The sequence below is a fragment of the Paenibacillus silagei genome (assembly GCF_017874735.1).
In the GTDB taxonomy this organism is placed as follows: domain Bacteria; phylum Bacillota; class Bacilli; order Paenibacillales; family Paenibacillaceae; genus Paenibacillus_AQ; species Paenibacillus_AQ silagei.
Genome location: NZ_JAGGLV010000010.1, coordinates 1 through 14,762, shown reverse-complemented (window position 1 = coordinate 14,762; position 14,762 = coordinate 1). Strand labels below are relative to the sequence as shown.

The following is a 14,762-nucleotide window of genomic DNA, read 5'->3' as shown; positions in this document are numbered from 1 at the left end:
TTACCCTCCCAAAAGTTTTGTTGAAATAAATTAGATAACCGGCGAAGCCGCTATGGATTTATTTATTGTTACCTTGCGGGCCGAACCAGGAGCTGACCGATGTGGACATGTGCCCGTTGATTTCAGTGATGCCATAGGCCAAATTCTCAAATACGCCAAGCTGCAGCAGGAGAAACGTCAGACCGACCGCCACGCCGTAATGCATCCAGGAGGTTCCCCGGGTCGTACGCCGTCTGGACATGGTTGATTTCACGATCCGTTCTCTGCGTCCGTTCTCCAGCTGGCCGATCCTTGCCATAACATCCCCGGTCAAATCAGGGAAGTCATGCGGCAACACGGGCTCCTGCCCGTTAACATCCAGCCCGGCTTCCATCTCGCTCCACATCGCCGCAAGCTCCCGCGCCTCCTCCAGCCATTCCGCGCAGCCGGGACAGGTCTGGATATGCAGATAGATCGCCTGCTGGGCCTCAGGTGACAACTGTCCATCTATATAATGCGGCATCCACTCTTTTACTGTTGAACAATTCATCGCCATTCCTCCCCGCTTTTGCGCATCATCTGTCTGGCCCGATAGAGCTGCGATTCAACCGTTTTAACCGAAATTCCTTTTTGCTCCGCGATCTCCTGATAGGAGTGGCGCTGAAAATAGTACAGCTGCACAACCGACCGGTACGGTTCCGCCAGACTATTCAGGTTCTCACCCAGCTCCCGGGAAGCCTCCTTGCGAAGCACTGCCTGTTCAGGTGTCTGTGAAGTCACCCAGTCATTCTCAGTGTAATCTGCTGCACTCCGGTGCCGCCATTCCCGGTCATTGGCCCGTTTCCAGTCCAGACAGGTGCGGTAAGCAATCCGGTACAGCCAGGTGGAGAAGGAAGATTGTCCTCTGAAGGTGGGAAGGGCTTTATAGGCTTTGATGAAGACTTCCTGAGCCATATCCTTGGCAGACTCGGCTTCTCCTGTAATTTTGATGCATACGCTATATACCATGCCTTGATAACGGGTCACCAGATTCCCGAAGGCCTGATGCTCCCCGCTTAGCACAGCACTGATCCACTCCGTCTCTTCCAAGTCTTTCTTCCCTCCTTCAGCTACATAACGTTAGACGTCTGACTTTAAGGTTCCCCTGCATAGTTTTTTAAAAAGATAAGAATTTATATGCTTCGCGCTATAATTATCCTTATCTTTCTCGCTGAAACGGTACCGTCCCCTCAAAGGACGGCAAAGCCGTTTCCACTTGATTATTTTAGAATAGCAGCATTTCTATTCAAAATCAGCCTCAAGTGCAAGCTCAGAGGGAGGATAACCCGCATCCTTGTCGAATTATCCTTAAACAGCCTATGACAAGACAACATTCCTTAATGAAGTGGTGGGATAGACATGATTCAGGCCTTGCTGGTAGATGATGAACGGCTTGCTCTTATGAAGCTGAAAATGATGCTGGAGGAACTGACAACTATAAATATAATCGCTGCTTATACTGATCCTTCCGAGGCGGTCAAAGCAGTGCCGCTGCTACGCCCTGATGTGATTTTCCTCGACATTGATATGCCTGAAATGAATGGCGTCCAGGCTGCGGAGGCCATGCAAAGGCTGTGCCCGCAGGCAAGCATCGTATTTGTAACTGCACATAACAGCTACGCCATCGAGGCGTTCGAGCTTTATGCGCTTGATTATGTTCTTAAGCCTGTACAGCGGGGCCGTCTGCTGAAGACCATCGAGCGGCTGGAGGAGCGTCTCAGCCAGGCACAGGAGGATTCGCGCAAGCCTGCACAAACGGTAATGATCCGCAGCTTCCAGTCCTTAAGATTCGAACGGGGCGGCCAGCCGCTGCCCAATATCCGCTGGCGCACCTCCAAGGCACAGGAATTATTCGCTTATTTATTTCATAACCGCAACCGGTTCGTAAGCAAAGATACCCTAACCGATCTGCTGTGGCCCGATTTTAATCTCAAGAAGGCCTCCACTCATCTTTATACAACGATTTATCAGGTTCGGCAATGCCTGAAGCAGGCGGAGATCGATCTGCAGATCAGCAATGCCAGCGGAGGAGAAGGCTACACCCTGGAGACCGGCAGCCTGCTGATAGACAGCTACGAATGGGAGAAGGGCATTCTTACCCTGGATGCCATCAATAAAGACAACTATGAGGAACATCAGCGGTTGTTCGAATTCTATTCCGGCGATTATCTGAACGATTACGATTACCTCTGGGCGGAAGGGGAACGGCAGCGTCTGCGGACCATCTGGCTGCATCACGCAATGAATATCGCCGAATTCTATGTCGGCAGCGGCCGGATACCGGAAGCGGTGACCGTGTACCAGAGAGTGGTGCAGCTCCAGCCTTATTTTGAACAGGGGCATCTTGGGCTGATGAAGGTCTACGACAGCATTGGAGAGCGTTCAGCGGTAGAGGAACAATATCATATTCTGACGGATTTACTGAAGCGGGAGCTCGGCGTGAAGCCGCCCGCGAGTATTAAGCGCTGGTATGAGGAATGGAAGCATCTTAACCTCAGAAGCATGTGATTCTCCGTAAATAGAAACGGCAATGCTGACCTTTCAGGGGACGGTATGATTTCAGCGACTTTATATTTATAAGAGCAAAGACACCCGCAGCAGGCTGCGGGTGTCTTTGTGTATGCTGCCATATTAGCTGGTTAATACCTGCTAAGGTGCATTCTCCTACATTTTCTTGCGGGCATTAAATCTTCTGGCCAGTACAGCTCCCAGAATAATCAATCCGCCGCCAGTCAGATACAGCGGGAGAGGACTTTCTTCTCCGGTCTGCGGAAGCTTGCCGGGAAGTCCGCTGTTGTTGCCTTTGTCAGTTGGTTCTGTAACCGTGCCCTTAGGCACTTCATCGACTCCAACTTCAATTGTAATCTCTTCCTCATTGCCGTCTTCATCTGTTACGACAATCGTGAATTTATCCTTGCCGGTGTAGCCTGGATCAGGAGTATACGTCCATTTGCCATCCGGTGTAATAGTTACCGTACCATGCGCCGGCTCTTCGCCGATGCTAGGAATACCTCCCAGCGGGATCTCGCCGTCGATAGGCACTTCCTCAATCGTAGTGACCTGTGTGGCTTGCGGCGTTGGAGTGCTAACCGTTCCAGGCTGGGCCGGTGTTGCTGCTGGCGTCACCTGTGGTGTTGCCGTTACTCCTGGCGTACTTGAAGCAGCCGGAGTCCCCGTTGGTGCTGGCGTTACCGACGGTGTCGGCGTTGGTGTACCGATAACTCCAGGAATGCTTGATGGTCCAGGTGTCGGTGTGTAGTACACCGGCGGTGATGTTGTTACTGGTGTTGATGTTGGTACTGTAACTGGCGTCGGTGTCGGTGTTGCTGTTGGTGTCACCGGCGTTGGTGTCGGTGTTGGTGTCGGTGTTGCTGGTTGTTCTGTCGGCGGTGTGGTTACCTTTTGGTTAGTAATTGGCAAGAGCACCTTTTGCACGCCGGAATCAATCGTTACAGGATGCTCTGTTGCGCTCAGAACATAACCTTCCGGAGCTGTAATTTCCTTCAGAATATAATTCCCCAGCTTCAGGGATGTGAATACCAGTTCACCATTTGAATCTGTTTTTCCGCTTACCACCAATTTTTTGGCGGAATCATACAATCCGAACTCTGCTCCTGCAAGCTTTTTGTTCGTATCCTCCCCAGCAACCTTCGTAACTTTGAGCGAGCCGAGGATTTCAACCGGAATCAGTTTGTTCGTAATTGGCGCGAGTACCTTCTGTACGCCGGAATCAATCGTTACAGTTTGCTCTGTTGCATTCAGAACATAACCGGCAGGGGCAGAAAGCTCCTTCAGTGTATAGGTTCCGAGCTTCAGCGATTTGAATTCCAATACGCCGTTAACGTCTGTTTTACCACTTGCCACTAATTTCTTAGCGGAATCATACAGTCCGAACTCTGCACCTTCCAGCTTCTTGCTGGCATCCTCCTCAGCCACCTTAGTCACTTTGAGTGAGCCAAAGACTTCGGCAGGAATCAGTTTGTTCGTGATAGGCGACAGCACCTTCTGTACGCCGGAATCAATGGTCACGCTTTGCTCTGTTGCATCCAGCACATAACCGGCAGGGGCAGTAAGCTCCTTCAGCGTGTAAGTTCCGAGCTTAAGCAATTTGAATTCCAATACACCGTTAGCGTCTGTTTTGCCACTTGCTACTAGCTTCTTAGTGGAATCATACAATCCGAACTCTGCGCCTTCCAGCTTCTTGCTGGTATCCTGCTCAGCAACCTTAGTCACCTTGAGCGAGCCGAAGACTTCGGCAGGAATCATTGCGTTAGTCACTGTAACAGTTTTCTCTTGTGATGGATCAATGGTAACATTAATGACTTTGGTATCCAGGATATAACCGGCAGGAGCGGTTTTCTCCTTCAGGGTATACTCCCCGCCCTTAAGCTTAGTGAATTTCAGCTCACCATTGGCATCGGTTGTTTTCGTTCCCACCAGTGCGTTCTTGGAGTCGAACAGTTCGAATACTGCGTCTTCCAGCTTCTTGGAGGAATCATTCACATCCATCTTGGTCAGCTTGAGTGAACCGAAGAAATCATTCTTGACGGTCAGCTTCACAGCTGTGGACGAATTAATTGTTACCTTAATCTCTGAGCTGTCCAGTGAGTAGCCTGCCGGAGCTTTGGTTTCTTTCAATACATATTTACCAGCCTTAAGATTTGTAAAAGTCAGAGTTCCGTCTTCTGCAGAAGTCTGTTTTTGAGTCTCCTTCAGTTCAGTTCCAATCACCCGTGAGAGTGCGAACTCAGCGCCTTTAAGCTTTTCATCGCCGGCCTGATTAGTCTTAGTTACAACCAGCGACCCTTTTACACCACTACCTGTACCGGATGTGTCTACAATGTTAATAGTCTTTTCAGATGTAACAGGTTTTGTAATCTGTTCTACACCATCACCGCTAAACGAGATCGCGTTTTTCAGTTGAACATTATTTCCCGCTTCAGTTACAACAGTCTGATATGTCAGAATGTACGGCTTGCTGATCGGGTTCGGGTTCAGGAAGACAAGCTCGAAGCTTTCTTTACCATCAGTGCCGGTCTTGAAAGTGAGGGTGTAATCAACATCCTTCTTCAATTCATTACCAGACGTTGGGTCTACTGCTACCCCGCTCTGATTCACTGTAGTCACGTAGAGATGGAAGCTGTCCGGCAAAAGCACCTGATTCGAGCTAGGATCATCTACCAGTTTAACGTTTTTGACAACGGACTGGTTGGCGTTGATGACCACTTTCCAGTTCAGAAGAGTCTGATCATTGTTATCCTGTGTAAACCCTTTGGCGACATATTCTCCACCCTTAGGAATCGTTACTGTGGCTTCCAGAGGCTTAGAAACCGGTTCGTTGTCCTTGTCATATAAGGTGGCTGTATTCTTAACTGTACCTTTATTAACATCACCATCAATGAACTCTGTACTGAAGACCACCTGGAAGGCATAATCAACCTGCTCTTTGAATTTCACTGTAAGTTGCTTGTCTGTGACAGTCAAATCGTATTTCGAAGCGTCTATCAAAGCACCTTTAACAGGGATTCCATCCGCAGCATAATCAAATTTATACACTACTGCAGTAACGCTAGTTGCTTTCTGACCTGCGGGAATCGTATCCACCAGCGTAGCTCCTGCAGCCAGCTCCCGTTTATTATAGTTGGCTCTTACTGTCCAAGTAAGCTGTTTGGTCTTTACATCGTATGAACCTGTTTTATTACCGTTGTTCTTGACTTCAGACCGCGGATCAAAGGTTGCATCACCCTTAATGCTTTGATCCTTGCCGTTAGCATCCTTCCAATCAAGCTGTGCGGTGTTCTTGAAGCTGGTCGCACCACTCTGCAATTTGTAATAGTCAAAACTGGTTGTATACGTCACCGTAAACGGCTTATTGATCGGCTTAGAGAATGTGATGGTGAACCCGTCACCCTTGGCATAATTCGAACCGTTTGGTGTAATCGTATAATCTGCGCTGTTCATAGCTGGTGTCAAAGTGATATTGATCGGCTCGCTTAATTTCAACCCGCCATTATCAAAGGTATCCTTCAGCACCAGATCGTTCATCACTCTACCATCTTTGTTTACCTCAATGGTCCACTTTACAGTTTTATTCAAATAGTCAACATCGGCAAAATTTTTCTTGACTATTTGCTGGAAAATATCCCGTTGATCTCCTTTAGTCTCACCATTGTAAGTAACATCATTACGGATCGTTTCTGTATTACCGTATACACGGTCTTTGACCTTTGTTTTATAGACAATTTTGTAAGCTGAGTTGATATCATTATTAAATTTCAGTTCGAACCCGGTCTTGCCTTCTGGGGTCGAAGTCGCAGTAGTAATTGTATAATCCGTTCCCTTAGTTAGGGTGCCGTCTTCACTAGCATTGCCATTCTGGTCCAGTTTGATCTTATAGACCACTACTGAATCTTCAACCAACACCTGGGAGTCGTTAAAATAATCCAGCAACACCGCATTCGCGGATGTAATGGTTTGTACGTTATAGTTGAATTGAATTTCCCAAGGAATTGTTTCGGTCACGGGATCGAAGTTTCCTGTTGCAATTTTCTTCAACGGTGCTCCGCGCACAATATCAACCGTCTTAGAAGAACTCTTATCGATTCCTTCACCCGTAAGTGTAGCTGTATTGGTGAAATTTTTAGCCGATGTATTTGTAATCTTGGTCGAGAATGTCACCCGATACGCATCTTTAATCGTATTATTAAACTTCACGTTCAAGCTACTTGCCGTGCTGCCTGAAGCATCATATTGATCCAAACCGATCTGTGCTCCCTGAGATGCATTCCCTTGAACATCCACGGCAAGCTTGTAGACCTTAATTGAACTTGGGTCAAGCTCCAGGCCTGCCAGAAGGGAGTCCGTAACGACCGCTTTGTATACTTCGTCCTGCACCGTGTTTACATCAACGGTCCAGAGGATACTGGACGGATTGTATTTTTGCGGCTGTGGAATTCCGTCCTTGGTAATGCTGGTGCCGCCCTTAGGATGGACTTTAATCACAATCGTATTATTCAGGTTCCCGGCGATCGGGAATAACAGCTCCTGAGTCGTGGTTCCTGTGACTTTGGTAGAGCTAAGTTTGGACGTCACATTGAAAGTACCGCCTACATCAAATAAGCCTTCGATTTCACTATTGAATGTAAGCACCACTTTGTTATCTGTACCTACTGTGTAGTCTCCGATACTGCCCGACTCCACTCCGTCGTAGAACAATTTTCCCGAGTAATTTTTATCGATTGCTAACTGGGAAGGCAACTGATACACGAACGTATCTCCACCCTTGTAGCCATGCGCTCCAGTCTCAGGGTCCGTTACCGGAAGCTTGAAGGTCAGCCCGACTTTAACCTCCGAATCAAGCTTATACACACTATCCGTGACCTGTGTGCCATTCTCATACACAGCCATCGTAACACTGGTGATGATATTATCCGTCCCATCCGCCTTAACCTTCGTCATGAACCCGAAACCGTTGGCAAACTGTGTAATCAGCATTACAACAACCAACCAGGCGCCTATCGTCTTTTTCTTCATGTAATTATAACCTCTCTCTCTTTCTGCAAAATGATTGTTCCAGCGTCGCAATTACCCGTTCCGGCCTGCTTCTTCCCGATCGTCCCCCTGTCACTAATATGTATGTGGGCCTTCGATTTCGCTTGTACTGTACTTCCGTAACTTTACTTGCCGCCTCTGAACAATTTCTGAACAGATTATGAGATAAATCATAGATAACTTAAAAATAAAATATTTTTATCGACAAAAAAGTGGTTTCAAACGCTGATAATGTGGAATCCACCCTGGATTATGAACTATTTTTCATTTTTCCGACTCATCTTGTTCATTCTTTTCATTTAAAACTTGTTTCAAATCCCCTTCAGCTGGATTCTACCCCGGAATGCTCAGCGTCAAAAAAATTTCAGCAGATTATTGAACAAAAAAAAGAAGCCTCCCCGGACAAAATGAACTGGTCCGGTGAAGCTTCTTTTAAATAGTTAAATTATAGATTGGCATGCTCCCGCTTGGTGTAGGTCTTGCGCTTCTCAATCAACTTGTTCAGTGCATCCAGATAGGCTCTGGCACTTGCTTCCAGAATATCGGTGCTAAGTCCGCGGCCCTGTGCAGCCACCTCGCCTTGCGAGAGCACGACATGCACCTCACCCTGAGCATCCTTCCCTCTGCTGACGGCTTTGATCGAATAATCACCAAGTGTGACTTCTTCCCCTGTAGCCTGGTCAATGGCATTGTAGATCGCATCTACCGATCCGTTGCCTTCGGCAACCGCCACAATCGGCTGCGGGTCCTGGCCATGAATAATCACCTTGGCGGTTGGAGTAGCCTCATTGCCATACGTAACATAGATCGTCTGCAGGCTGAAGGTTTCCGGCGTATCGATCAGCTTCTCTTCCAGAAGCGCAAGGATATCCTCGTCTGAGACTTCTTTTTTCTTATCTGCGAGATCCTTGAACTTGGCAAAAGCGGCATTGACCTCTTCCTCAGAGATGTCATAGCCCAGATCACTCAGCTTATCGCGGAAAGCGTGACGGCCCGAATGCTTGCCGAGCACCAGCTTGCTTTCTTTGAGGCCGATGGTTTCCGGTGTCATAATCTCGTAGGTCGTCTTCTCCTTCAGCATGCCATCCTGATGAATCCCGGATTCATGGGCGAAGGCATTCGCGCCGACAATCGCCTTGTTCCCCGGCACAACCATCCCTGTCAGCTTACTGACGAGGCGGCTGGTACGGGAGATTTCGGATAGGACCAGAGAGGTCTTCGCGCCGAAATACTCACTGCGGGTCTCAAGCGCCAGAGCCACCTCTTCAATCGCTGTATTGCCGGCACGTTCCCCGATCCCGTTGATCGTACCCTCAATCTGGTCTGCGCCATTCTGAATGGCGGCCAGCGTATTGGCAGTAGCCATCCCCAGATCATTATGACAATGGGCGCTAAGCTGTACCCGCTCGATATCCGGCACCGTATCCTTCAGGAATTTGAAGATGGCACCGTATTCCGCCGGATTCAGGTAACCGACCGTATCCGGAATATTCACCACATTCGCACCCTCGCGGATCGCCATGGATACCATTTCAGCCATGAAATCACGCTCGGTACGGCCGGCGTCCTCCAGGGAGAATTCCAGCTTGGGAAAATACTTCTTGGCATAGCGGATCGCCGATTGTGCCGTTTCCAGCACTTGTGACTTCTCCATGCGCAGCTTATGCTGACGGTGTATCGGCGATGTAGCCAGGAAAATATGAATGCATGGGTCCTGTGCCCCCTGCAGCGCTTCCTTGACCGCATCAATATCGCTCTCTCTGGAACGGGACAGACCGATTACGGTGACGTTCTTGACCGCTCTGGCCACTGCGTTCACCGCAGCCAGATCTCCTGGCGAAGCGGCTGGAAAGCCTGCCTCCATCCGGTCAATTCCCAGCTTCTCCAGCTGGTAAGCGATTTCTACCTTCTCACGTGTATTGAGGTTCACACCCGGCGACTGCTCCCCGTCACGCAGTGTCGTGTCGAACACATGAATTTTCCGCATGCTGAGCACCTCCTGAAGATTGTCCATAAACCCTCAAATGCGGCCCGCAAAATTACGGCCGCATCTGAGAATCACACTATGGTTACTTGTATTCTGAAGTATATGATTTTATTTCTTAATCCAGTGCATCATTTCACGCAGCTGGCTGCCAACCACTTCTACCGGATGAGCGGCTTCATTGCGGCGGGTAGCGGTCAGGAAGGCACGGCCGGATTGGTTCTCAAGGATAAAGTCGCGGGCGAATTTACCCTGTTGAATATCAGATAGTACTTCTTTCATAGCTTTCTTAGTCTCAGCAGTAATGATGCGTGGTCCAGTTACATAGTCACCGTATTCCGCTGTGTTACTGATGGAATCGCGCATGCTGGACAATCCGCCTTCATATACCATGTCAACGATCAGCTTCAGCTCATGCAAGCACTCGAAGTAAGCCATCTCAGGCGCATATCCGGCTTCAGTCAATGTCTCGAAACCAGCCTTAATCAGTTCGGACACACCGCCGCAGAGAACAGCCTGTTCACCGAACAGATCCGTTTCTGTCTCTTCACGGAAGGAGGTTTCGATGACTCCGGCACGGGTACAGCCGATGCCTTTGGCATACGCCAGACCAATAGCCTTGGCATTGCCGGTTGCATCCTGTTCAATAGCGATCAGGCCGGGAACGCCGAAGCCTTCAACATAAGTGCGGCGAACCATGTGTCCAGGAGATTTAGGAGCTACCAACAGCACATCCGCATCCTTAGGAGCTACGATTTGTCCAAAATGCACGTTGAAACCGTGGGAGAACATCAGAGCCGCGCCATTCTTGAGGTTCGGTTCGATATCATTCTTATATACAGATGCCTGAGTTTCGTCCGGCATGAGGATTTGCACCACATCTGCACGGGATACTGCTTCTGCTACAGACAATACTTCAAAGCCGTCATTCTTGGCAGTTTCAAAAGATTTACCTTCACGCAGACCGATAACCACCTGAAGACCACTGTCACGCAGGTTCTGTGCCTGGGCATGTCCTTGGCTACCGTACCCGATTACTGCAATTGTCTTTCCCTTCAATACGCTAAGCTCTGCATCCTGTTCATAGTACGTTGTAACTGCCATTGTCAAAATCCTCCTTTGATTTGGGACCCATCGTAAAGAGCGGGTGCTTCAAGAGCACACTCCTGTTAGGCTTACTCTATTATAGCGTGCTCCTCAAGCCCCCGCTCTTTAGCGGGCAAAGTCTGTCCTAATCTTAATTAAATGAATGTCTTAATTAAATTAATGCACGCAAGCAGCAATTCGTTAAAGCTGTAAAATGTGACGATTAGGCATTCCCGCGGATCATTGCCGTTACTCCTGTCCGGGACAGCTCCTTAATGCCATAAGGCTTCAGCAGCTCAATCATTGCATCAATTTTGGTGGTTTCTCCGACTACCTGCACCAGCAGGCTTGCCGTACCGATATCTACTACCGAGGCACGAAAGGTCTCGACTACGCCCATAATCTCAGGCCGCTCAGAGGGCTCAGCCTTGACCTTAATGAGCGCCAGCTCACGGGCAACCATAGGCTTTGAACCCAGATCAACTACCTTAATTACATCAATCAGCTTGTAGAGCTGCTTCTCAATCTGCTCCAGAGTATGCTGATCACCTAACGTTACAATGACCATCCGGGACAATCCGACCTCTTCGGATTGCCCAACAGTAATACTCTCAATATTGAACCCCCGGCGGCCAAATAATCCGGATACCCGCTGCAGCACGCCAGGCTGGTCATTCACAAGCACAGCAATCGTATGTCTCATCACTGTTATTCATCCCCCATCAGCATTTGATCAATGGTAGACCCTTGGGTTACCATCGGGTAGACATTCTCGTCTTTGGGGACAACGAATTCTACCAGGACAGGTCCAGGTGTTTCCATGGCTTCTTTCCAGGCGGCGCTGGCTTCTTCCTTGTTCGTTGCCCGCAGGCCCTTCACACCGTAAGCCTCAGCCAGCTTCACAAAGTCCGGGCTGCCGGCCAGATCGGTATAGCTGTAACGCTTCTCATAGATCAGGTTCTGCCACTGACGAACCATTCCGAGTACCTGATTGTTAATCACAACGATCTTGACCGGAATCTTATTGATCGCACAGATCGCAAGCTCCTGGGAACACATCTGCATGCCGCCATCACCATTAATAGAGACTACGAGCCGCTGCGGATGGGCCATTTGCGCCCCGATCGCTGACGGGAATCCGAAGCCCATTGTTCCAAGGCCCCCCGAAGTAATCCATGAACGCGGATGGTTGAACTTGTAATATTGAGCAGCCCACATCTGATGCTGGCCTACGTCAGTCGTCACAATAGCTTCACCTTTGGTGGTGTCATTGATCATCTGGATGACCCACTGCGGCTTCAGCTCCGTCTCCGAATCCTTGTACCGGTACGGCTGGTCCAGCTTCCACTGGGCAATCTGTGTTCTCCAGGCGTCGGCCTTCGAGGCACGCTTCACATCCGGGATCAGCATTTCCAGAACCGTCTTAACATCGCCCACAATAGGAATATCAGTTGCTACATTCTTGCCGATCTCGGCCGGATCAATATCGATATGCACGATCTTCGCTTTGGGAGCGAAGCCGTCCAGCTTGCCGGTTACGCGGTCATCGAACCGGGCACCGATGTTTATCAGCAGATCGCATTGCTGAATGGCATTATTCGCTGTGTATGTGCCATGCATTCCCGGCATTCCCATCCACAACTCTTCGCCGCTCGGGTAACACCCCAGTCCCAGCAATGTAGTAGTGATTGGAATCTCCGTGCGCTTCACGAATTCATACATGGACTCATGTGCTCCAGAGTAGATGACTCCGCCGCCTGCAATAATAATCGGACGCTCCGCCGCCTCAATAGCCTTCACAAGCTTATCGAGCTGCAGCTTATTGGGAACCGTGCGCGGATTGTAGCCGCGAAGGTTAACTCCCTGGTGTTCTGCCGGAGTGAACAATGTCATCGCCGCCGATACATCCTTCGGTATATCGATCAGTACCGGACCTTTACGTCCCGTATTCGCAATATGGAAGGCTTCATGAATAATTCGAGGCAGATCCTCAACATCCCGCACCAGATAGCTGTGCTTCGTAATCGGCATCGTTATCCCGGTAATATCCGCTTCCTGAAAAGCATCTGTGCCAATCAGGCTGGAGAATACGTTACCGGTAATGACCACCAGCGGAACCGAATCCATAAAAGCTGTAGCGATTCCCGTTACCAGATTGGTTGCCCCGGGGCCTGAAGTGGCAATACATACGCCCACTTTACCGCTCGCTCTTGCGTACCCGTCAGCCGCATGGATCGCTCCCTGCTCATGGCGTGTCAGAATATGATTGAAATCGTCGAATCCATAAAGAGCATCATAGATATAGAGTACAGCCCCGCCGGGATATCCAAATACAGTATCTACACCTTCCAGTACAAGACTGCGCAGGAGGACTTCGGAACCCGAAACCACCTCTGGATTTTTCCATTTCTCACGTAACTGCTCTATCGACCGCACTTCTTCCGGTAATTGCGCGCTCATCAGTATTCCTCCCTTCGATCGTTCACATACATTATTCAAATGACAAGACGTCAGTATCCAACCTTTAATATTAGCGAACAGGCTTAAATCTTTCCTGTTTCAACAAAAAAACCTTTCGCCTCCCACGCGCAGAAGAAGCGCGTGAGGGACGAAAGGTTTAGCTTCCGTGGTACCACCCATGTTTGCATAACATCTCACGATGATATGCCTTATCAGGTATACAAAAATCCATCGATGTAGGCAGGGCCCAAATCTTCGTAACCTGAAGTCCCTAACGCGGACCAAACGATTCCCCCTAATAATTCCACCGCTCCTGCTGGTGGACCTTTCAGGGAAACAGCTCCGAGGTGAGCTCGTATATAAGGGATTCTGGTGGAGGTTGCAGCAATTCCTCTCACTCTCTGAACAAAAGAGCCCTTAAAACTTCGTCCTCATCATTGCCGATACATGTATGCTCGTTAAATGTTTAGACACATTATATGATTCCTCACACGGTTAGTCAATACCCATCTGCGGGTTATACATTAAATTGTTCATAAAATCTTGTTCTATTCTTGCCGGAACGCCCACACCGCCCGGGGCATATGATGTACGACAATGCGTGGAAAGGGGGCAATATTTATGATTCGTTACCGCAGACCCAGGCAGGATGACACGATTATTTATGACTTAATTGAAAAGCAGCTTGTCCCGTTATCCCATCTTCCGCAGACAATCATTAATCAGGTCAGGAAGGATCTGCCCCGCCGCCTGGGACAGGGAGTCACACTTGTTGCTTGTCCCGACTACGACAGTGATCCGCTGGGGTTCGTGCATTTTCTGCTGCATGGCGATTTATTATACATTGATATGCTCGCCATTGCCCCGGATGCAAGGCGTAAGCGATACGGAAATATGCTTATGGACAGGGCGGAGCGGTTTGCACTATCCCGTGCATGCCACAGAGCAAAGGTCTCTGTAGATACCGGAAATACCGCCGGTCTGAACTTTTATGAAAAACTGGGCTACAGCGTAGCCCGTTATCAACCGCAAAACTACTGCTATGAGCTTGAGAAACAGTTCCGCTGATAAAGCAGCAAGTTATATGGCTTAAAAGAATCCGATCGGCGGAATTCCATAACCAGGACCTGGGCCGTAGCCGCCATAAGGGCCGGGAACTGGACCATGGCCATAACCATAACCGCCCCCGTAAGGAGCACCGCCATACCCGTAGCCTCCGCCATAACCGTAAGGAGCCGTACCAATGGCCAGCAAATCAAACAATACGAGCGGAATCAGTGCCTTGGTTTGTACTTTTTTACCACTGATACGCTGCAGAATCAACCGGTTGCCTGAGATGCGGATCAGTTTGCCCGTCACTTTGGACCCGTCTTTTTTTACCGCCACGATATGTTTGCCTATCAGCTTGATCACTTGTTGCTTCGTAACCGGGTGTGCCATAATATCCCTCCTGTATTTGTTTCTTAACACTCTATTCGCCTCACCCGGTATTTGCCTGTACATCTGCCCGCCTCCGGGCTGAAAGTATCCGCAGCTGCTGCCTGCAATGATTACAACCCCCCCCCCACGAGGCTCCTGAAAAACTAGCCGTTCTTAGAAAAAGTAAAAAAACGTATCAAAAAGACGACGCTATTCGGTCCTCCGAATGGACGTCGTCTTTTTC

At 49.2% G+C, this 14,762-nt stretch carries 10 protein-coding genes; 2 read left to right on the top strand and 8 right to left on the bottom strand.

Going from position 1 to position 14,762, the window contains the following annotated elements:
* Positions 1 to 58: 58 nt before the first annotated feature.
* Both J2Z70_RS15990 and J2Z70_RS15985 read right to left on the bottom strand, forming a co-directional pair.
* The gene (locus J2Z70_RS15990) at positions 59 to 529 is read right to left on the bottom strand and encodes a zf-HC2 domain-containing protein (protein WP_209874751.1); all 471 of its coding nucleotides are present in this window, start codon (positions 527 to 529) and stop codon (positions 59 to 61) included.
* The gene (locus tag J2Z70_RS15985) at positions 526 to 1,068 is read right to left on the bottom strand and encodes an RNA polymerase sigma factor (protein ID WP_036727677.1); all 543 of its coding nucleotides are present in this window, start codon (positions 1,066 to 1,068) and stop codon (positions 526 to 528) included. Before J2Z70_RS15985 ends, J2Z70_RS15990 begins: the two co-directional genes overlap by 4 nt.
* 309 nt (positions 1,069 to 1,377) lie before the next feature.
* Here J2Z70_RS15985 and J2Z70_RS15980 point away from each other — a divergent pair, with 309 nt between their 5' ends.
* On the top strand, positions 1,378 to 2,526 hold the full coding sequence (locus J2Z70_RS15980; protein WP_209874748.1) for a response regulator: 1,149 nt from the start codon (positions 1,378 to 1,380) through the stop codon (positions 2,524 to 2,526).
* Between the two features lie 156 nt (positions 2,527 to 2,682).
* Here the strand turns inward: J2Z70_RS15980 and J2Z70_RS15975 are convergent, their stop codons facing one another.
* The 5 genes from J2Z70_RS15975 to ilvB form a co-directional block, all read right to left on the bottom strand.
* Positions 2,683 to 7,551 carry a SpaA isopeptide-forming pilin-related protein gene (locus J2Z70_RS15975; protein WP_209874746.1) on the bottom strand — a complete coding sequence of 1,623 codons (4,869 nt, stop codon included), beginning with the start codon at positions 7,549 to 7,551 and terminating at the stop codon, positions 2,683 to 2,685.
* Between the two features lie 463 nt (positions 7,552 to 8,014).
* A complete protein-coding gene (locus tag J2Z70_RS15970) occupies positions 8,015 to 9,556 on the bottom strand; it encodes a 2-isopropylmalate synthase (RefSeq protein WP_036727673.1) in 1,542 nt (513 codons plus the stop codon).
* A gap of 108 nt (positions 9,557 to 9,664) precedes the next feature.
* A complete protein-coding gene (ilvC, locus tag J2Z70_RS15965; RefSeq protein WP_036727672.1) occupies positions 9,665 to 10,657 on the bottom strand; it encodes a ketol-acid reductoisomerase in 993 nt (330 codons plus the stop codon).
* Positions 10,658 to 10,862: 205 nt separating this feature from the next.
* On the bottom strand, positions 10,863 to 11,342 hold the full coding sequence (ilvN, locus tag J2Z70_RS15960; protein ID WP_036727931.1) for an acetolactate synthase small subunit: 480 nt from the start codon (positions 11,340 to 11,342) through the stop codon (positions 10,863 to 10,865).
* Positions 11,343 to 11,347: 5 nt separating this feature from the next.
* Positions 11,348 to 13,099 (bottom strand): biosynthetic-type acetolactate synthase large subunit, encoded by a 1,752-nt coding sequence (ilvB, locus tag J2Z70_RS15955; RefSeq protein ID WP_036727670.1) that lies wholly within the window; start codon positions 13,097 to 13,099, stop codon positions 11,348 to 11,350.
* Positions 13,100 to 13,720: 621 nt separating this feature from the next.
* On the opposite strand from ilvB, the gene J2Z70_RS15950 reads away from it, so the two are divergent.
* On the top strand, positions 13,721 to 14,167 hold the full coding sequence (locus tag J2Z70_RS15950) for a GNAT family N-acetyltransferase (protein WP_036727669.1): 447 nt from the start codon (positions 13,721 to 13,723) through the stop codon (positions 14,165 to 14,167).
* A gap of 21 nt (positions 14,168 to 14,188) precedes the next feature.
* On the opposite strand, the gene J2Z70_RS15945 is transcribed toward J2Z70_RS15950, so the two are convergent.
* Positions 14,189 to 14,539 (bottom strand): hypothetical protein, encoded by a 351-nt coding sequence (locus J2Z70_RS15945; RefSeq protein WP_036727667.1) that lies wholly within the window; start codon positions 14,537 to 14,539, stop codon positions 14,189 to 14,191.
* Positions 14,540 to 14,762: the final 223 nt, after the last annotated feature.